Genomic DNA, 20257 nt, shown 5'->3' with positions numbered 1-20257 from the left:
TATAATATGTCCAAGAATAAACTGAAAACCGAAAAACCGGAAAGCAAGAAACCACCGAAAAGCCCCGCACCGAACCCGGATGTATTGAAGAAAGACAAGGAGCCTGAGGTGAAGGTAAAAGAGCTGGTAAAAGATGAGCGCACCCACAAAGTACTGGGCGTGTTCTTTCTTTTGCTGTCTGTTTATTGCTTTATTGCTTTCACTTCCTATCTTTTTACCTGGGAAGATGACCAGGATAAAATTTTCCATTATTCTACCAGGGAATTATTTTTTGGAGATGTAAAAGTAGATAACCTGCTCGGCCGCCTGGGTGCTTACGTATCGCATAACTTCTTCTTTTATGGCGTAGGTATCGCAGCCTATTTGTTCTGCTACTTCTTTTTTATCATCGGTGTAAATTTCATCGTTGGCCGCCGGGTATTCCGTATCTGGCGCAGTATAAAATATATCCTGTTTGGTGTGCTCTTTATCAGCATGACAATGGCCTTCGCCATTGGCGGCGGCGATTTCCCCTGGGGCGGCGCCCTGGGCGATGCCCTGAATAAATGGACCACCGGCTTTGTAGGTAAAACTGGAACCGCCCTGCTGCTACTGGTAGTGGGCTTCTCCTGGCTCATCTGGAAATTTAACTTCGACTTCAAATGGCCGGAGAAAAAGATAAAACTGCCAAAACCGGTACCTGCTGCAGCACCAGTAGCTCCCGTGATGCAAACATCAGCGGCAACACCCGCTGCCACAGCAAAAGAAGACGCACGTAAAAATGGTCTACGCGAAGAAGGCGGCGTAATGGTGATTCCGCCACATGCAGAACCGGAAGAAGACGAGGAAGACCTGCCACCGATGCAGCTGGTAGAAAGAGAAGACATCACCGTGATCCCTTCTGCCCACGCAGCTTACTTACCTCCCGAACCGGCTTACGAAAACGAGCCGCCCGCTGAGGAAGAAGAAGAGGTGGAAGAGGAAGACCCGGGACCATTATTGTATATAGAAGAAACGCCCGAACAACCGCTTGCCCCTGTCAGCAAAAAGAAAGGGGAGCCGGTAGAAGTGGCCTTCGAAATAAAACCCACTTACCAGGACGAGGAAGATGAAGTGGAAGAAATAGCGCCCACCCGGCCGGTAGAACCCGTGGATCCCTACGATCCGTCGCTGGATCTGAGAGATTATAAGTTCCCGACCCTGGATTTGCTGGAAAATCACAACGCTGATAAAGTGATTGTGCAGGACACTGCCGAACTGGAAAAGAATAAGAACCAGATCATTGATACACTCAAGAACTATGATATTTCAATCCAGAAGATCAGTGCCACAGTAGGACCAACCGTCACCCTGTACGAAATTGTGCCGGCTGCCGGCGTTCGTATCTCCCGTATTAAAAACCTGGAAGATGACATCGCGTTAAGCCTGTCGGCCCTCGGTATCCGTATCATTGCGCCTATTCCGGGCAAGGGTACCATTGGTATTGAAGTGCCCAACGTAAAGAAAACCATCGTATCTCTCAAAAATATGCTGGCCTCGGAGAAATTCCAGACCAGCACAATGGATCTGCCCATTGCCATTGGTAAAAAGATCGACAACGAAAACTTTATTGCCGATCTGGCCAAGATGCCCCACCTGCTGATGGCAGGTGCTACCGGTCAGGGTAAATCCGTTGGTATCAACACTTTGCTGGTATCATTGCTGTACAAAAAACATCCTTCCCAGCTGAAGTTTGTATTGGTAGATCCCAAAAAAGTGGAGCTGTCGTTGTACAAGCTCATTGAGAAACACTTCCTGGCCAAATTACCCGGTGAAGATGATGCGATTATTACCGATACCAAAAAGGTGATCCACACGCTCAATGCCCTGTGTATTGAGATGGACCTGCGGTACGACCTGCTCAAAGAAGCGGGTACCCGTAACATCCGTGAGTACAATGGTAAATTTACCCAGCGCCGTCTCAATCCGCTGAAAGGCCATCGCTACCTGCCGTTCATCGTGCTGGTGGTAGATGAGTTTGCGGATCTGATCATGACAGCCGGTAAGGAAGTGGAAATGCCGATTGCCCGTTTGGCCCAGCTGGCCCGTGCAGTGGGTATTCACCTGATCATTGCCACGCAGCGCCCTTCTGTAAACATTATTACCGGTACCATTAAGGCAAACTTCCCGGCCCGCGTGGCCTTTAAGGTGTCTTCCAAAATAGATTCCCGCACCATCCTGGATATCGGCGGCGCCGAGCAGCTGATAGGACAGGGGGATATGCTGGTTTCCTTCAACGGGGAACTGGTACGCCTGCAGTGCGCCTTTGTGGATACGCCGGAAGTGGAAAATGTGGCCGAATTCATTGGTAACCAGAAGGGTTACCCCGATGCTTTCCTGCTACCGGAATATGTAGACGATAAGGATCCGGATGGCCGCGAACTCAGCATTGCCGACCGGGACCCGCTGTTTGAAGAGGCTGCACAGGTGATTGTTACCACCCAGCAGGGATCCACCTCCCTCCTGCAACGCAGGATGAAGCTGGGGTACAACCGCGCCGGGCGCCTCATGGATCAGCTGGAGGCTGCCAATATCGTAGGCCCCAATATGGGAAGCAAAGCCAGGGATGTGCTGGTGAAAACAGAAAGCGAGCTGAATGAAATCCTTAATAATTTGTTATAATATGTTAAAGCGGTTGGAATTTATTACCCTTTCTCAGGAAATATAATGAATTTTGCACCCTGTAAAAACCTACACGGCTATACCGGCATGGCATTTGTCTTTGTTGGGTAGCACAAACTAAAAAAAACTACGATGAAGAAATTTGTATTAACCGGAATGTTGTTGAGTGGTATCATTTTCAGCGGCATGGCACAATCTAAGGGCGCGTCAGACCCAAAGGCAAAAACCGTTCTGGATGGTGTTAGTAATAAATTCAAATCATTAAAAACTGTAGTCGCTAATTTTATATTGAAAGTAGAAGGCGCTAATAACAGCGTATCCGATTCCAAAAAAGGTACTGTTTACCTGAAGGGAGCTAAATATAAAGTAACGCTGCCCGGACAGGAAATTATCAGTGATAACAAAACTTCCTGGACATACGCCAAAGATGTGAATGAAGTAACTATCAATAACGTGGATCAGAGCAGCGGCGCCATGACACCGGCCAAACTGTTCACCAACTTCTACGATAAAGATTATTTGTACAAACTGGAAGCAGAAACCCAGGAAAAAGGTAAAGTATACCAGAACGTGGAACTGACACCTACAGATAAATCGAAGACTATTTTTAAGGTGATTGTTTCGGTAGATAAGAAGAACCAGAGTATTGCAAAGATGAAGGTGTTTGAGAAGAATGGTAACCATTATACTTACGAAATCACCAATTTCACACCTAATACCAACCTGAGCGATGCTACCTTTACCTTCGACGCCAAAAAATATCCTGGCGTGGAAGTAGTAGATCTCCGATAGTATAAGATTTTAGTATAAAAGCCACCGGAGCGCAGATTACAGCGGTAAATGTTGCAAAACATCCCGTAATCTCCGCTCCGGTGGCTTTTTGCAAGAGGCTTTGTGCTTTCTGCTTATTTATTTACCTTTGGCAAGTTCAATTTAAAAATTAAACAATATGGCATACGACGTAATCGTAATTGGTAGTGGGCCCGGCGGATATGTGGCTGCTATCCGTGCTTCTCAGCTGGGATTTAAAACTGCAGTAGTGGAAAGAGAGAGTCTGGGTGGTATCTGTTTAAACTGGGGCTGTATTCCAACGAAGGCTTTGTTAAAAACTGCACAGGTTTTTGAATATACACAGCACTCAAAAGACTATGGTATCACGATTGGTGATGCAAAAGTGGACTTTGATGCGGTGATCAAGCGTAGTCGCGGTGTTGCTGATAAAATGAGCAGGGGCGTTCAGTTCCTCATGAAGAAAAATAAGATCGACGTGTTAATGGGCAATGGAAAGGTAAAATCCAAAGGCCAGGTGGAAGTAACCGATAAAGACGGTAAAGCCACTGTACACGACGCAAAACATATCATTCTGGCTACCGGCGCACGTGCACGTGAACTGCCAAACCTGAAGATTGATGGTAAAAATGTAATCGGCTACCGTGAAGCAATGACACTCCCTCAGCAGCCTAAATCCATGATTGTTGTGGGTTCCGGTGCTATCGGCGTTGAATTTGCCTATTTCTACGCAACACTGGGTACTAAAGTAACCATCGTTGAGTTCCTCCCGCGCATCGTACCAGTGGAAGATGAAGACATCTCCAAAGAACTGGAAAAAATATACAAAAAGAAAGGCATCGAAATCATGACCAACGCTTCTGTAGAAGCTGTTGAAGCAAGTGGTAACGGTGTGAAAGCAAAAGTGAAAACCCAAACCGGCGAAATCACCCTGGAAGCAGATGTGGTATTGAGCGCGGTAGGTATCGCTGCTAATATCGAAAACATCGGTCTGGAAGGAATGGGTATCAAAACCGACAAGGGCCGTGTACTGGTAGATAAATATTACCAGACAAATATCCCCGGCGTTTACGCTATCGGTGATATGGTTCCCGGTCAGGCACTCGCACACGTTGCCTCTAAAGAAGGTATCATCTGCGTGGAAGCTATCGCATACAACGAAAAGAAATATGCGCACAAGCCAGAACCAATCGACTACATGAACATCCCGGGCTGTACTTATTGCGCACCTGAAATTGCTTCTGTAGGTTATACTGAAAAGGCAGCTAAGGAAGCCGGTTACGAAGTGAAAGTGGGTAAATTCCCATTCTCTGCTTCCGGTAAAGCTTCCGCAGCCGGTGCAACTGAGGGTTTCGTAAAAGTGATCTTCGATGCCAAATACGGCGAATGGTTAGGCACACATATGATCGGCGCCAATGTTACTGAAATCATCGCAGAAACAGTAGTAGCGCGTAAACTGGAAACTACTTACCAGGAAGTGCTGGATTCCATCCACCCGCATCCAACTATGAGCGAATCTGTGAAAGACGCCATAGAAGTAGCTTACGGCGAAGCAATTCACCTGTAGTCTTATCTTATTGTAAGTATAATAACAGCTGTTCCGGTTTACCGGAGCAGCTGTTTTGTTTTGTAGATACATCATTCTGTGATCACCAGCTTCCGCGTAACGGTTTGATTACTGCCACTCGCTCTCAGGTAGTAAACGCCCGGAGACGTGCTCCAATCCTTCGCTCTCAGCGTGGCAGTCCTGGTTTTTTGCAGATCCCGGAGATGCACCGGGGCTCCCTGGTTATTATAGATCACCACCTGTACATTGGTATTGCTGCGGAATCCCTGTAAGGTAATGGTAAACTGGTTGTTCACCGGGTTGGGGTAAATGCGGATATCTGCATCGCCGGTTGCTTTTAGCACCGTAGTGGCCAATGCAGTGGTATCCACAGCAGCAGGCGTAATAGTGCCGCTGCAGGTAGGCGTGCTGCTCCATGCCATCTGTGCATCGGTGAACTGCGACCAGCTGCTGTTTACATCAATATTGGAAGTATGACCTGCCGGCTGGCCGTCGCAATCAGCACGACCATTATTTGGATGTGGTACCTGCAGATAAGTGCCGTTGGTAGCGCAACTGCCTATCTCTGCGTCTCCACCTACCACCACGCCGTTGCCAAAAGTAACGCCCCATTCCAATGCATCTCCCTTCACATTAGCACTGCCGGATACGGTACAATTGGTTAATACAGCATTCTCTGTAATCACCGCACTGCCGGTATAAGAGCCACCATAAACGCTGGCGTTGCCGCTGATGGTGACGGTGTTCCCAACCGTTGCATTTTCCACCCAGGCATTACCGGTGATCTGCGCCGTGCCGGTGATCACGGAATTGCCCAGTACAATGGCTTTGGGGCCTACATAGGCAGTGGATGCCACCGTAGCGCTGTTGGCTACCCAGCCGCCTCCATTCGTATGGGTGTGCCCGTTAGTTTTATAGGCCGCCCGGTAGGTGCTCTGGTAACCTTCAGGTACGGCGTTGGCTATACGAAGTTCATAAGGGTACCGTTTAATTTTGGGCCAGCCGGGTTCCCATACGTAAGTGGTATGCGTGGTAGGTGCGCCCATTACTACCAGGTAAAGCTGCGTTTCATTGCTGTTCATCGTGAAACTGATTTCGCCTTCATTGGCTGTAGCGGTGGCGCCATAGCGGGAAATGTTGCCGTTGGCCAGCGTGGCTACGAAGCCGTATCTCCAGCCGGCGGTGGTGTTAACTTCTGTATGGCCTTTAAATTTAACCGTTACATTCCGGGCGCTGCACGTGGTATACAACGGGATGATGTTGTAGCCATAATCCTGCGGCGCGCTGGCGTTATCTATTTTATACCGGCCGGTAGTGGCACTGATTTGTTGGAGATTAGTGTACAACCGCCAGATGTAATGCGGCTCCTGCACTTTCAACCGGTCGCGTTCCGCTTTATAGATAGCCCCGAAGTTGTTAACGGTATAATCGCAGGCTACTTCTCTTTTTACATAATCGTACATGAAGTTGTTGAGCTGCGATTGTGTCCAGCTTTTCAGTCGCCGGTAAGTCATGAGCGGATGCTCGCCGGCTGTGCTGCTGGTGCGGATAGATTCTTTCCAAAGCCTGTTCACCATTGTAATCCCATCTGTTTGCTGCATGTACCACAGCATTTTAAAAGCATCGTAGTGATGACGGGTGGAGCTGAAATGAAACATACTGGTGGCCATCCACCGGGGAAGGTCATCGCTGGCGAAACGGGGATACATTTGTGTGCGCATGAAATTGGCATGTGTTTCCCAGAAGAATCCGGCAGGCTCGTAATCATTGAATCCGCAATTGGCGTTTTCCTGGATGGCAATCATGCCCTGCAAACTGTGCGTGAGCTCATGACTGGTTACGCCGCCGTCTCTTGTAGCGTTGGGATGTACCCACATGGCGCCGATGGTGTTGCCATAGGTGCCTCCGAATGCCCATCCGCTGGGGCCTCCCGTGCCCCAGGTGTCGTTCATTACAATAATGAGTTTGTATTTGCCCAGGTTTTTTGTGGCAGCATCCGAGCAGAAGCCAATGTCGGTGATAAACTTTGTGTAGATCTTTTCCAGGGTATCGCATACTGCCTGCGGATTAAAGGCGAGGTTGGGATCGCTGTAGGTAGCAGGATTGGTACCTACTACGGAACCCCAGAATACAACGAAGTTGGCCGATTGGTAACTGCGGCTGTACGACCAGGTAGAGAGATAGGGATCTGTGCTGAATTCAGGTGGTATATACACTGTTTTTTGTGCGGATACCAGCGTGGTGATAAACAGGGATACAAAAACGAATAGAGCTTTCTTCATAAATAATGGATTTGAATTAATGAAAGGGTATGATTCAGAAAATTTTTGGTTGAAGTACGCGCACAGAAATTTACTACAGCAAAGAGAGATGCTGTTTCACAGGGGCCGGTGTTTGTTGACTACAGGGCTGTTGATTCGTTTTTTGCCGGTTGATGGGCTGATGTTTCTTATAAGGTTTTCTACAGTGGAATAACTACATCTGCATATTAATATTTTAATTGTCTTATTGACATTTAAAGTTAAAAAGATATATGGATTATTTCAGCTAAGATCTTAACCGGTTATTGATGAATTTTACCCTATCGGGAGGATATGTATTTATTGTGAGTGCGGTGCAGTTTGGAAATATACTTTATTGGATTATAAGGCAGCTATGTAGTAATCCGGAGCAGTGCAACAACTTACCTCATTGAAACCATAAATGAAGCTACGGTGATAACCCTGTGCAGCGCAACAACTAATCTCATCAAATTGCAAATGGAGCTATGGTTATAATCCCGCATTGCGCAACGACTAATACTGTTTCACAAACTGTGTAGAGTAAATCCGTTTATTATCTGCATAAATACTGCAGTTATAAATACCGTTTGCCAAACGCTGCACCTCCACTGTTTCCTGGATATCTTCGAGGTTCCGCTGCAATACGATCCGCCCGCTCATATCAGTGATTACGAGTTTGCGGCTGCGCGGCGTACCATCTAAAACGATGAACTGGCTGCTTACGGGGTTGGGGAAAAGTAAGATGTGATTGCCGGCAATAATAGTAACTGTAACCGGATCGGCGTAAATATATTGCCCGTTGACGGTGAGTAGCTTTACCCGGTAACGCAGTAATCCTTCCGGCGCGCTGTTGTCGAGGTAATTAAAGTTCATGGCGTCGCCTACGGGCTGCTGCTGCAGCGTTATCCAGCCTTCGCGTGTCAGCCGCTCCCAGTAAACCGTTTGCAGTTGCCAGGTGCTGCCGAGTGTGAGCGACAACGCCACTTTATTATCGGTGGTAGGATCAGCCAGCAGGTTTTGTACATAGCAACCTACACCCTGTTGCGTATAGTTTATCGCATAGCTGCGGATGCCCGTCCACCCGCCGGCGGCAACAGGGCTTACCGCAAAGTACAACGATGCCGCCGTTGCTTTGGGGATAAAAATAAAAGTATCACGTACCTGGCTATACGGAATCAGCGCTGTATTACCCATGGTGTACAACTGGTACGCTGTGACGCCCGGCAGCCTGTTCCAGTACAGCAATGTTGTATCAGTGCAGTTGAATCCTGCCCGCATGGTGAGTACCGGCGAAACATAAAAAGGATCACTGATAAACGAGGTATCCGTTAAAGTTAGTTTGAGCATTACCGGCCGGAAAATGTTTGGTGTAACCCAGTTATACAACGCGTTTTCCACCGGGATGTTCTGCGCAATAGGTTGCCAGGTACGGCCGCTGTCGCTGCTGAAGGAAAGCTCACTGTTACCACTATACGTAGTTTGCCATTGCAGCGGCAACGCCTGGCCTGCGGCTGCAGTAGCGCCGGCTGCGGGATTTTGCCACTGGAAACTTTTTGCGGGCACCAGTTCATAGGCCAGGAAAAAAGGTTGTGTACCTGCGGCTACCTGCGCACCGGTTACCCGGAGCCGCATAGTGCCTGCCACCGGGTGTTCAATACTGATCTGTTCTGTATTGTTGATACTATCCCTGCCGCGTTTTGCGGGTAGCAATAATGAATCAATTAATGGATAGGTACTCAATGTCCAGGGCAGCCATGTTTTACCATCGGCGGTGGTAGCTGTTATATCAAGGTCGTTTATAAGCGCTTTAACGGCATTAACCGTTGCCGGCGGGTCATTCCAGCACAGGGTTACTTTCACCTCCTGTATGCCCTCCGGAATGGCGATATCGAAGGAGGTAACTGTATGGTTGCCTGCGTTTCCCTGCAAGAGGCGGTTGTCCTGTATGGTTTTAATGGCGCCATAAGCATGCAGGTTGCCATATCCGCCGCCAAAAGAAGGGCGTATGCCTGTGGGGCGGAAGGCGCTGTTAATGACAACGGCTTTGATGAGGGCAGCGGAAGCGGACGTGTTATGCAGCATGCGCCAGGTGTCCTGGAGCAATGCCACTACGCCACTGGTAAGCGCTGCGGCGCCGGAGGTGCCATCTTCGCCGTAGGCAGTTACATGTGGCAGGATGCGGCCATCGTAAGCCGGACCTTTGGAGCTGAGCGCCATGACTTGTGTGGCACCATCTGTACCACCGCTGACAATAATATTTTTAGCCTGTTTGAAATTGCCGGATAAATTGGCATATCCCACAATGCCCTGGTAACGCCCGCCGGCGGCCGGCGATGTGCCAACGTTACCGGAAGAATATACATGCACCAGTGTATCTGTTGCATAGATCTGCTGATCATAGGCTACTGCTTCCGCACCATAATAATTTTCGATGCCGGTACCATAGGAATGGTTTTGCACCGTGATGCCGGATTGCTGATAATAAGCATCTTCGTCGGGGAATAAGCTGCTGTTATAATCGGCGGAACTCAGCTTCACTTCGGGCGCCACGCCCTTACCGCCTGCGCCGCTGTTGCCGGCGCCGCCAATCAGCGTAGCCATTATCAAAGCATGGGCAGTATTGAGCGTAGAATTATAGGAAGAAGGGATATACCGCCCCTGTAAGTCGATGTCTGTTGTATCAAATAAATCCTCCTTAACGGAAACGGCTACACGTTTTCCTGTGATAAGTGGAAACTGTTGTTGTGCAAAAGTGATCCGGTTCACCGCCAGGTTGCCGGTATTGATAATAATTTCCGGAGCCGGCCGCCGGATGAGATCCGCAAACTGTATGGAAGGCTGACTGATAAACAGGGGCCAGTCCTGCTTTTTAACCTTTGCGATGGCTACGTGGTATTGCGTGGAGTACGACTGCACCCTGGCATACATCAATGACTTCTTTTCCATGTTGCACGACACCTGCATGGTGATACTATCCTGCGCGGGTATTTTTTCCAGTTGTTGCAGCAGCGGAATACTTGCTTTAAAATTATAGCCGGCACTATAACAATATATGAGCGAAGTATCTTCCGGTGCGTGTTGTAAAATGTAATGGTAGCGGGAGAGAGGCTGTACAAGTCCCCATTGCTGCAGCTTTGACTCATCCGGCAACTTTGCAAACTTCACCAGGAATGGTCCGCTTTTCCGCTGTAATGAAAAAGTATCTGTGGCATACCGTTGCACCAGGCTATCCGGATAGTGTGGCTGCTGAGCAGCAGTATAGTAATATAAAAAGAGCTGCAAAAACAGCAAGGGCCATATTTTAGAGGATATTATCCGCATGGGGGCGTTGGCAACGGGTAAGTGATTTTGGTTTAGTGTTGCCACCTAAAGCTACTGTATTTAGGTTTTCGACACAATTTTTTATCTATCTTAAAACAAAATATTTTTTTTAAATTAAACGAATGTTGTAATATTGAAAGAGGAAATCCGTAATATAAAATTCAACAAAATCTGAGCAACGATCTGGGACTTGTTACACAATTATTAAATTTATAGAGCAAATCTTTGTCGCCGGAAATAGCCGGTACTACTGAATCATCACCAACCCATTAAAATCCGATGCTATGCCATAACAGGGCATATTAGCTATTGTATGTACCCGAAAACGAGAGCACAGTAATAACTGCAGTTTTCAGGAAGATAATCAAAGCTAGGCGATCGCGTTTGCGGCAATAAGAAGAAAAACACCGCTGTACTTTTAGTGCGGTTGTTTTATTTCACGTCTTATTCAGCCACAGATCAGTGCGGGCATTTAGTGTTGTTAACAGTTGCCTGTTTGAAGAAACAGGCGGCAGGGATATCTTTTTTTAAATCTAAACCAAAAATCTGAACACTTTTTTTTCTAAACAAAACCAAAAATCTGAACTATGAGAACACAATCAATTCCTGTGCTCTGCTGCATGGCAGCGGCTTTCCTCTTTGCGTCCTGTCAGAAGAACGGCGCACAAAAAGAAGCGCAGCCCGACCCCGTGTCAGCAGAAGTGTTAGCCCAGATCAAAGCAAATGGCTTTAGCACAGAGAACGTGGTGAAAACCGAAGATGGCTACCTCGTGGAAGGTGACATCCTCCTTACAGCTGCACAGCTGAAAGAAACCGTTACGAGTCCTGTTTTAAGAGTGGCTAAAACAGAACAGTACCGCACTAATTACCTGGTAACGGCATTACCCCGCGTTATCAGAATTAAGGTAACCAGTTTAGGTACTGCCTTCATTGCAGGCACAGATACCGCTATTGCACGCTACAACAGACTTGGCCTGCGCATGACTTTTCAGCGTGTTACCAGCGGCGCGGCTGAAATTACCATCAGAGGATTTAACCAGGGACCAAGCGGTGGTTATATCACGCTCGGTTCTTCCGGATTCCCCACCAGCGGCGGTGATCCGTATGGTACTATCAAAATGAACACCAACCAATACGCTTACGGATCTAATCCGAACGTACTGTATGTGGGTTCTGTAATTCAGCATGAAATTGGTCACTGCATTGGTATGCGCCATACCGATTACATGGATCGTTCCTACAGCTGCGGCGGTACTGCCACCAACGAAGGCGCGAGCAACGTAGGTGCGGTGTATATTCCGGGCACTCCTTCTGCACCGGATGCCAACTCCTGGATGCTGGCCTGCTCCAACGGCGGCAACCGTACATTTAACGCCAATGACGTTATTGCGCTTAACTATCTGTATCACTAATCGCTGCATGAGCTGATCTGTCAAGCATTTCCGGGGCCGGGATTTTTTGATGCAGGAAAAGGATTTCCTCCTTATTCTTTGCTGAATTAAATTTCCTGTAGCAAATTATTCCACTCCGGAAATGCTCTTCTCCGGTACATCCTGCCGGTTCATCTATCCTTTTTGTAAATCTGTTATTTAATCAAAACCTTTATAACAGATCAAAAATGATGAGATGGAACACTCCCGCAAACAATTTCTGAAGCAACTGTTTATCAGCGCAACCGCCGTGCCGGTGCTGATTGAAGCCTGTAAAAAAAGTGACGCTGCTGATCCTGAAACAGATACCAGCAACGGCGCCTGCACCGTTTCCCCGGAAGAAACAGATGGTCCCTATCCGCTGTATAACAGCATGGGTTCTTCTATCCAGCGGGTAGATATCACCGACGGCAAAACAGGTACACCCTTACACATCACCATCAACATTCTCAACACCAACAACAGCTGTAAACCGCTTGCCAGCGCCAGGGTGGATATCTGGCATTGTGATAAGGATGGCTACTATTCTGGCTACAGCAACCGGGGATACCTCGGTACGCAGGATAACACCGCCCTGGTTTTCTGCAGGGGACTGCAGTATTCAGATACAGCCGGACAGGTTAAATTCACGTCCATTTATCCCGGCTGGTATGAAGGCAGGGTAACGCATATTCATGCACAGGTATACGTGAACGATAAACTGAAAACAACCACGCAGATTGCCTTTCCCGACGATATTAATACGGCTGTATATAACACGGCGTTGTATAGCGCCCACGGACAAAATACCAGTGTGGCCAAAAACAGCGCAGATATGGTTTTCAGTGATTCGTTATCGGCCGAACTGGCTACGGTAACCGCCAGCGCAACCAGTGGCTATGATCTTGTTCACAATATTTATATCGCGGGTTGATATGGGCAGAACGATGATAAAACTGGCAATACGGCAGGTGATAGACGCATCTTCCACCGGCACATTTGCCAAAAATGTATTCCGGGATTCTTATGCGGAATTCCTGCTGCAATCACAGGCATATAACCCGGACGAAGCATTTTCCACTTTTGCCGAAATGGTGGAACACCAGCCCAAAGCGAACTCCCTGCATTATAAAACAGGTTTTGCGGTGGGATTGTATATTCAATCCCTCGCTAACCTGATCCCCGGCACCTGGGATACGTTGGGTAATATCCAGCTGTCGTTTGAACGGCACCAGTTCAAAATAATGAGTTCAGGTATCCACGACCGGCAGCTGCATAAAGTAGCCGTGCTGTATTATACCGCACCTTTGCAGCTGCATAAAGTAATAGGGGAGTATCTTTTGCTGGGGTTCAATGATACCACAGATACGTTCACTTTAAAACTGAACGATGATGTATCGATCTGCAATTTCAGTGAGGAATCCTGAATATTTGCATCTCCCGAAAAAAATAAAATGATCAGCTGTAACCTTTCCAGTCGCGGATAAAATCGCTGTAACTATCGCTCACCGGCAATTCCGCCGAGGTGCTGAGCTTCACCTTCCGGTTAATCACCGACCTCACTTTATCTACAGACACAATATAACTGCGGTGGATTCTCCGGAAGCGGGCCGCCGGCAGTTTTTCCTGCATCTTTTTCATTGTCATCAACGTGAGCACCGGCGCCTGTTTGGTAAGATGTATCCGGATGTAATCCTCCAGGCTTTCTATATAAATAATTTCGTGTAAGGGTATTTTCACCATGTGATAGGAAGAATGTACCAACAGGCTTTCGGTAGCTGCCGGCAGCAGTTGCTGCTGCTGGTGCAGTTGTGCTTTCTGCACTGCTTTTTCAAAACGCTGAAACGGAATGGGTTTCAGCAGGTAATCAATGGCTTCCAGTTCAAACCCATCGAATGCATATTGTTTATACGCTGTGGTAAAAATGATCATCGGCCGGTTAGTGAGTCCCCTGGCCAGATCCAGCCCGTTGATGTCCGGCATATGGATATCGAGAAAAATAAGATCTGCCTGGCTATGCCGCAGGTATTCCGCCGCAGAAACGGCATCTGTAAAAGTATGCTGCAACTTCAGCCAGGGAAATTCCTGTGCATAGGTTTTGAGTACCTGTAGGGCGGGCGGTTCGTCATCTATCACAATAAATTTAATGTCCATAACTTATACCTGTAATTGTAAAGAAATAGAATAGGCGCCGTTATCTTCACTGATCTGCAGTTCATATTTATCAGGGTACAGATGTTCCAGCCGTTGCCGTGTGTTGGCAATGCCAATACCGGTGCGGCTTGTATCCTGCGTTACCCTGAATAATTTATTACTGCAGTAAAAATGGATCCTGTTTTCGGACGTTTGCAGCAGGATGGTAATTTCAGACGGTTCATGATTACTGACGCCATACTTAAACGCATTTTCAAGGAACGGCAGCAGCACCAGCGGGGCGATGCACTTAATACCCGGACTGCCGGTAACCGCGAAATTGACTTTTGTTTTAGTGGTGAGCCGGAGTTTCTGCAGATCAATATAGTCCCGCAGGCAGTCGATTTCGCTTTCCAGCAACACATAATCATCTCTCGTATCCTCGGTAACATAACGCAGCATATTCGACAGCTTCATGATGCTCATGGCGGTGTTATCGCTGCGCGTGATAGCGAGGGAGTAAATATTGTTAAGGGTATTAAACAGGAAGTGCGGATTGATCTGGGCTTTCAGGAAAGATAGTTCTGCCTGGGTTTTGCGGGTTTCTGCGTACAGTGCTCTTTTTTCGGTTTGCCGCCAGCGGTGCGTGGTTTCTATGGCGATACTCAGTGCAATGGTGAGCAGGAAAAGGAAGTCGCTCACAATATCGATTTGCCTGGGCGGTTTGCCGGGTGGCCGCATACCTTCCGGCCGCGGGCCCTGTTCCGTTCCCGGCGGCATTGGCTGACGCCACGGCATCTCCCCGGGTGGATGTGGCAGCCTGGAAAACAGGTGATCATAAGGCTGCATATAATTTACCATGATCAGCAACAGTAAAACAGACAGGAAATAAAGAATATACTGCTTCCGGAAGTACAGCCGGGGAAACAGGAAAGTGGTGTGAAAATAGAACAGTGCTACGTACGTTACCAGGAATACCAGGTAATCTGTTGAGAACAGGATGGAGAGCGCTTTGCGGTCGCCCGTTTGCCCGCTGACAAACAGCAGGGGTAAACTCAGGCATATCAGCCACCCCGTAATGTGTGCTATTACTACCGAAGATTTTAACCGGAACATTTGCGACAGATAGATATAAGGCTGAAATTCTGAATTTCCCGCCGGATAATAACCGCCTTCTCTGTAAATCGCTGGTTTATGTCGATGAATGATCGGAAACATGGGGTTATCTTTTCGCTGCTCCCCGAATTATAGTAAATTGCCTCTTTTATAAAAAGAATATCAGATATGTTGCAACGAATCGTGAAACCGGTGCTGTTATTGGTACTCCTGGTACTTACCAAGCACACTTATGCCACAGAGGGAATGTGGCTGCCACAGCTGCTTTCCGGTCTTAATGAGAAAGAGATGAAAGGAATGGGCATGAAAATCACTGCCGCGGATATTTACAATATTAACAAAGGTAGCCTGAAAGATGCCATCGTAAGCTTTGGCGGCTTCTGTACGGCGGAAGTGATTTCTGAGCAGGGATTGCTGCTCACCAATCACCACTGCGGTTATGATGCTATCCAGAAGCATTCTTCCCTGCAGAATAACTTCCTGGAAAATGGATTCTGGGCAAAGTCTGCGGTAGAAGAATTGCCTAACCCCGGTTTATTCGCCACCTTCATTGTACGCATTGATGATGTAACCAAAGCCGCCCTGCAGGATGTGACGCCCGGTATGAGCGAAAGGGAGCGGCAGTCGGCTATCGACAAGCGTTTGAACGAAATCCGCCAGAATGCCCGCAGGGAAAGCTGGCAGGAAACCATGATAAAGCCTTTTTATGAAGGCAACCAGTATTTCCTGTTTGTAACGGAAACCTACCGGGATGTACGCCTGGTAGGCGCGCCGCCTTCTTCCATCGGGAAGTTCGGTTCAGATACGGACAACTGGGTTTGGCCGCGTCATACAGGCGATTTCTCGATGTTTCGCATCTACGCGGGTAAGGATGGCCGCCCGGCGCCTTACTCGAAGGATAATGTGCCTTTAAAGCCTAAATACGCCCTCACTATTTCACTGAAGGGGGTGAAACAAAACGACTTCACAATGGTGATGGGTTTTCCCGGCCGCACCACCGAATACCTGCCCTCCGAAGGGGTAAAGCAAACGGTAGACGTACTGGATGCCGCCAAAGTGGAAATGCGCGATGCCGCCCTCAAAATTATGGATGGCTACATGCGGAAAGATCCGCAGATAAAAATTCAGTATGCAGCTAAATTTGCCGGCACTGCCAATTACTGGAAGAAGTGGATGGGAGAGATGCAGGGCGTAAAACAAACCAACGGCGTAGGCAAAAAACTACAGTATGAAGCTGCTTACCGTCAGCAGATGGAAGCTAACCCCGTATGGAAGCAAAAGTACAACGGCGTACTGGATTCGCTCAACGGTTACTACCAGCAGGTGCAGCCTTATGCACAGGCCCGCGATTATTACAGTGAACTCGTAAAGAATGTGGAGTTGTTTACCGTGGGCGACCGCCTCATTACCTTCCTCAACGATGTGCATGAAAGGGGAGAAGCGCAGTATGAAACCATGCGGCAGCAGTTCCTTGCATCTATGCAGGGATTTTACCAGAACTATAACGCGAAGGTTGATCATGATGTGGCAGTAAGCCTGATTGCACTGTATGCCAAAGGCGTTCCGGCACAATTTGCAGGGGCGGAGTTTACACAGATCTGGCAGGAAAACAACAAAGACAGCCGCGTATTGACCGACAAATTATATGCAGTATCCGGATTAACATCTATGGATAAACTAACCGCTTTTGTACAGCAACCTTATAATACCGTGGTGGCACAAATGTGGAAAGATCCGGCCACCCGGCTGGTAATGGCCATGCGCAAAGGTTACGTGGATAATGTGAGCCGCCCGCTGGCTGATCTGCAATCCAACATCAACAACCTGCAACGCACTTACATGCAGGCACAGATGGATGTAATGGGCAATAAGAAAAGTTTCTACCCGGATGCCAACAGCACGCTGCGTGTTACCTACGGAAAAGTAGATGGCTACAATCCACGGGATGCTATTCACTATGATTTCTACACCTACCTGGATGGCGTCATGGAAAAATATGTTCCGGGCGATTATGAATTTGATGTACCGGCACGACTGATAGAATTATATAAGAAGAAAGACTACGGCCGCTATGGTGTCAATGGTAAGATGCCCGTTTGTTTCATTGCCTCCAACCATACTACCGGCGGTAACTCCGGCAGCCCTGCGCTGGATGCTTACGGCCACCTGATCGGGTTGAACTTTGACCGTACCTGGGAAGGCACCATGAGCGATATTAATTTCGATCCTTCCATTTGCCGTAACATCATGGTGGATATCCGCTATGTGCTGTTTATCGTGGATAAATATGCAGGCTGTACGCGACTGATCGACGAGATGAAATTATTATAGCGGAGGTTGTCTTTTTCAGGATTAAACTGATTTAGGGATTTGATCACTTTTGATTTTAAAGGATTTGGGGAGATATAAGCGAATACCGCTTATATCTCCCCAAATCTTTTTAAAATCATTTATAAAATCCAAAAAGTAAAATCCTGAAATCAGTATAATCAGTTTAATCCTGAAAAAGACAACCTCCGCGCTAAATCTTGCATTCGTATACAATAGAGCTGCACCGGTCCACGTTTTTCAATCCTTTGCGATAGGAGCGGAAGCCATGGAAAAATCCCTGCAGCAGGCGGCTTTTACCGGTTTTATATTTTTCGCTGAGCAGGCTTACATAGAAGCCATCGAACACCATCGGGTGTTTTTTTGCCAGCGTGATATGATGCTGTGTTAATAGTTTTTCCATTGAGCCGGGCGAAAAATGATAAAGATGCCGGGGCACATCATAAGCGGCCCAGTATTCTTTATAGTAGTCGGCGTCGGAAGAGGTGTAGTTGGGAACGGCGATCAGTAAAGAACCGCCGGGTTTCAGCAGGGTGCGGATGTGATCCAGGTAGCGGTGCAGGTCGTGTACATGCTCCAGTACGTGCCACATAGTGATTGCATCAAATTGCTGCGCGGGTAAAGCGTACAGCTGTTCAATGGGCAGTGCATCAACATTATAAATTTCTTTGGCGTTGCGGCGTGCATTTTCATCGGGCTCCAGGCCGGTAACAGTCCAGCCGCCGGTTTGCATATAATGGAGAAATGCGCCGGTGCCACTGCCGATATCCAACAGGGCGCCTGTTTTTTTACCGCAGGCATTGCGTACCCAGTTTTGTTTGGAGCGCAGCGTAATTTTCCTGACACTGTGATACAAGCGGTTAATGAGTCCCTGCTTTGTTTCAGAGTGGGAAATATATTCCTGCGACTGGTAGTAGCGGCCTATGTGTGCACTATCGGGCACATTTTGTGTAAATCGGCCGCCACAGCCTCCGCAATGGAAGATGTTGAATGCTTCTTTGGATACGGTGTAGTCTTTGGCAGTAAGCGCTTCATGTATTTGCGACGAACCACAAAGCGGGCAGTTGTTGTAATAGATTAAACTCATTGGACTATTGAATACGCTTATGTAATTATTTATACTCTCCCCATACTTCCCTCAGTACATCTGCTATTTCGCCCAGGGTACATAAATGCTCCACTGCTGCTACTACAAGGGGCATCAGGTTTTCATCGGTGCCGGCTGCCTGCCGGATTTGTGCCAGCGCGTTTTGTACGGCTGCGTTGTCGCGGCGTTCCCGTAAGGATTTCAGGCGTTCCGACTGTAACGTACGGATGCTGTCGTCGATACGGAATACTTCCGGCGTTACCTGATCTGACGCTGTAAATTTATTGACACCGATGATTATTTTCTCATTATTTTCAATTTCCTGCTGGTATCTGTATGCGCTCTTTGCTATTTCATCCTGGATGAAACCCTGTTCTATGGCGCTTACAGCGCCACCCATCGCATCAATTTTATGAATCAGCTCCCAGGCTTTTTCTTCCACTTCGTTGGTGAGCGCTTCCACGTAAAAAGAGCCGGCCAGCGGATCTACGGTATCTGCCACGCCGCTTTCGTAGCCAACAATCTGTTGGGTGCGGAGGGCGATGCGTGCCGCCGCTTCTGTGGGTAATGATAACGCTTCATCGTAGCCGTTGGTGTGCAGCGATTGCGTACCGCCCATTGTAGCCGCCAGTGTTTGAATGGCTACACGCACAATATTATTTTGTGGTTGCTGTGCGGTGAGAGTGCTGCCGCCTGTTTGCGTATGGAACCGCAGCATTTGTGCTTTGGGATCGGTAGCGCCCAGCGATTGAGTGATATGCGCCCACATGCGGCGTGCGGCGCGGAATTTGGCTACTTCTTCAAAGAGGTGATTGTGTGCATTGAAGAAGAAAGACAACCGCTTGGCAAATACATTGATATCCAGCCCGGTGTCCAGTGCTGCTTTCAGATAGGCTTTCCCGTTAGCCAGCGTGAAAGCCAGCTCCTGCACAGCGTTGGCGCCGGCTTCCCGGATGTGATAACCGGAAATGGAGATGGTATTCCACTTGGGTACTTCTTTGCTGCAATAGGCAAAAATATCCGTGATGAGCCGCATGGAGGGCTTCGGTGGATAAATGAAGGTGCCCCTGGCAGCATATTCTTTCAGGATATCGTTCTGGATGGTGCCTGAAATCTTTTTCAGGTCGGCGCCCTGCCGTTTGGCGAGCGCTATATAAAATGCCAGCAGGATGAAGCCTGTGGCGTTGATCGTCATAGAGGTGGAGATCTGTTCCAGTGAAATATCTTTGAACAGTATTTCCATATCTTCCAGGGAATCGATGGCTACGCCTACTTTTCCCACTTCTCCTTCCGACATAGGGTGGTCTGAATCATAACCAATTTGTGTAGGCAGGTCGAAGGCTACGCTCAGTCCCATAACGCCCTGGCCCAGCAGGTAGTGATACCTTTTATTCGATTCTTCTGCCGTGCTGAAACCCGCGTATTGCCGCATGGTCCACAGTTTATCGCGGTACATGGTGGCGTGTATGCCACGGGTGTAAGGAAAGGCGCCGGGCTGTTCGTCCATAGGCACCGGTTGTGTGTATACCGGTGCTATTACAATGCCTGAATCGGTTTGAATGGTTTTTTCCATAGTATCTAAAAC

Annotated in this window: 13 protein-coding genes; 7 read left to right on the top strand and 6 right to left on the bottom strand. The window is 48.0% G+C overall.

Annotated elements, in window-relative coordinates:
* Window positions 1-6 precede the first annotated feature (6 nt).
* The 3 genes from PV783_RS24415 to lpdA all read left to right on the top strand — a co-directional run bounded on the left by PV783_RS24415 (window position 7) and on the right by lpdA (window position 4996).
* Window positions 7-2640 (top strand): DNA translocase FtsK, encoded by a 2634-nt coding sequence (locus PV783_RS24415; RefSeq protein WP_420989917.1) that lies wholly within the window; start codon window positions 7-9, stop codon window positions 2638-2640.
* 132 nt (window positions 2641-2772) lie between these two features.
* A complete protein-coding gene (locus tag PV783_RS24410; RefSeq protein ID WP_079473313.1) occupies window positions 2773-3432 on the top strand; it encodes a LolA family protein in 660 nt (219 codons plus the stop codon).
* Window positions 3433-3589: 157 nt separating this feature from the next.
* Window positions 3590-4996 carry a dihydrolipoyl dehydrogenase gene (lpdA, locus tag PV783_RS24405; RefSeq protein WP_079473314.1) on the top strand — a complete coding sequence of 469 codons (1407 nt, stop codon included), beginning with the start codon at window positions 3590-3592 and terminating at the stop codon, window positions 4994-4996.
* Between the two features lie 71 nt (window positions 4997-5067).
* On the opposite strand, the gene PV783_RS24400 is transcribed toward lpdA, so the two are convergent.
* Together PV783_RS24400 and PV783_RS24395 are read right to left on the bottom strand one after the other, a co-directional pair.
* Window positions 5068-7278, bottom strand: a complete 2211-nt coding sequence (locus tag PV783_RS24400; protein WP_420989916.1) for a DUF6055 domain-containing protein — start codon at window positions 7276-7278, stop codon at window positions 5068-5070.
* Between the two features lie 513 nt (window positions 7279-7791).
* A complete protein-coding gene (locus tag PV783_RS24395; RefSeq protein ID WP_420989915.1) occupies window positions 7792-10569 on the bottom strand; it encodes a S8 family serine peptidase in 2778 nt (925 codons plus the stop codon).
* 617 nt (window positions 10570-11186) lie between these two features.
* Here PV783_RS24395 and PV783_RS24390 point away from each other — a divergent pair.
* The 3 genes from PV783_RS24390 to PV783_RS24380 all read left to right on the top strand — a co-directional run bounded on the left by PV783_RS24390 (window position 11187) and on the right by PV783_RS24380 (window position 13435).
* Window positions 11187-12011 carry a M57 family metalloprotease gene (locus tag PV783_RS24390; protein ID WP_079473317.1) on the top strand — a complete coding sequence of 275 codons (825 nt, stop codon included), beginning with the start codon at window positions 11187-11189 and terminating at the stop codon, window positions 12009-12011.
* Between the two features lie 214 nt (window positions 12012-12225).
* A complete protein-coding gene (locus PV783_RS24385) occupies window positions 12226-12942 on the top strand; it encodes an intradiol ring-cleavage dioxygenase (RefSeq protein ID WP_420989914.1) in 717 nt (238 codons plus the stop codon).
* Window position 12943: 1 nt separating this feature from the next.
* A complete protein-coding gene (locus PV783_RS24380) occupies window positions 12944-13435 on the top strand; it encodes a hypothetical protein (RefSeq protein ID WP_420989913.1) in 492 nt (163 codons plus the stop codon).
* A gap of 31 nt (window positions 13436-13466) precedes the next feature.
* Here the strand turns inward: PV783_RS24380 and PV783_RS24375 are convergent, their stop codons facing one another.
* Together PV783_RS24375 and PV783_RS24370 are read right to left on the bottom strand one after the other, a co-directional pair.
* The gene (locus tag PV783_RS24375; protein ID WP_420989912.1) at window positions 13467-14162 is read right to left on the bottom strand and encodes a LytR/AlgR family response regulator transcription factor; all 696 of its coding nucleotides are present in this window, start codon (window positions 14160-14162) and stop codon (window positions 13467-13469) included.
* A gap of 3 nt (window positions 14163-14165) precedes the next feature.
* A complete protein-coding gene (locus tag PV783_RS24370) occupies window positions 14166-15257 on the bottom strand; it encodes a sensor histidine kinase (protein ID WP_420989911.1) in 1092 nt (363 codons plus the stop codon).
* Between the two features lie 168 nt (window positions 15258-15425).
* On the opposite strand from PV783_RS24370, the gene PV783_RS24365 reads away from it, so the two are divergent.
* Entirely contained in the window at window positions 15426-17588 is a 2163-nt protein-coding gene (locus PV783_RS24365) for a S46 family peptidase (RefSeq protein ID WP_143313752.1), read from the top strand.
* 190 nt (window positions 17589-17778) lie between these two features.
* On the opposite strand, the gene PV783_RS24360 is transcribed toward PV783_RS24365, so the two are convergent.
* Window positions 17779-18672, bottom strand: a complete 894-nt coding sequence (locus tag PV783_RS24360; RefSeq protein ID WP_079473323.1) for a class I SAM-dependent methyltransferase — start codon at window positions 18670-18672, stop codon at window positions 17779-17781.
* A gap of 25 nt (window positions 18673-18697) precedes the next feature.
* Window positions 18698-20245 (bottom strand): acyl-CoA mutase large subunit family protein, encoded by a 1548-nt coding sequence (locus tag PV783_RS24355; RefSeq protein WP_079473324.1) that lies wholly within the window; start codon window positions 20243-20245, stop codon window positions 18698-18700.
* Between the last annotated feature and the right edge of the window lie 12 nt (window positions 20246-20257).

Origin of the sequence: Chitinophaga sp. CC14 (genome assembly GCF_048957795.1) — a bacterium.
Taxonomy (GTDB): domain Bacteria; phylum Bacteroidota; class Bacteroidia; order Chitinophagales; family Chitinophagaceae; genus Chitinophaga; species Chitinophaga ginsengisegetis.
The sequence above is the reverse complement of the archived record's forward strand: the minus strand, read 5'-3'. Positions and strand labels throughout refer to the sequence as shown.

Excerpts from the sequence above, each read along its gene's own strand:
- PV783_RS24410 (WP_079473313.1), top strand. The coding sequence starts at position 2,773 with ATGAAGAAATTTGTATTAACCGGAATGTTGTTGAGTGGTATCATTTTC.
- PV783_RS24365 (WP_143313752.1), top strand. The coding sequence starts at position 15,426 with ATGTTGCAACGAATCGTGAAACCGGTGCTGTTATTGGTACTCCTGGTA.
- lpdA (WP_079473314.1), top strand. The coding sequence starts at position 3,590 with ATGGCATACGACGTAATCGTAATTGGTAGTGGGCCCGGCGGATATGTG.
- PV783_RS24400 (WP_420989916.1), bottom strand. The coding sequence starts at position 7,278 with ATGAAGAAAGCTCTATTCGTTTTTGTATCCCTGTTTATCACCACGCTG.
- PV783_RS24415 (WP_420989917.1), top strand. The coding sequence starts at position 7 with ATGTCCAAGAATAAACTGAAAACCGAAAAACCGGAAAGCAAGAAACCA.
- PV783_RS24380 (WP_420989913.1), top strand. The coding sequence starts at position 12,944 with ATGGGCAGAACGATGATAAAACTGGCAATACGGCAGGTGATAGACGCA.
- PV783_RS24390 (WP_079473317.1), top strand. The coding sequence starts at position 11,187 with ATGAGAACACAATCAATTCCTGTGCTCTGCTGCATGGCAGCGGCTTTC.
- PV783_RS24360 (WP_079473323.1), bottom strand. The coding sequence starts at position 18,672 with ATGAGTTTAATCTATTACAACAACTGCCCGCTTTGTGGTTCGTCGCAA.
- PV783_RS24385 (WP_420989914.1), top strand. The coding sequence starts at position 12,226 with ATGGAACACTCCCGCAAACAATTTCTGAAGCAACTGTTTATCAGCGCA.
- PV783_RS24375 (WP_420989912.1), bottom strand. The coding sequence starts at position 14,162 with ATGGACATTAAATTTATTGTGATAGATGACGAACCGCCCGCCCTACAG.
- PV783_RS24370 (WP_420989911.1), bottom strand. The coding sequence starts at position 15,257 with ATGTTCCGGTTAAAATCTTCGGTAGTAATAGCACACATTACGGGGTGG.
- PV783_RS24355 (WP_079473324.1), bottom strand. The coding sequence starts at position 20,245 with ATGGAAAAAACCATTCAAACCGATTCAGGCATTGTAATAGCACCGGTA.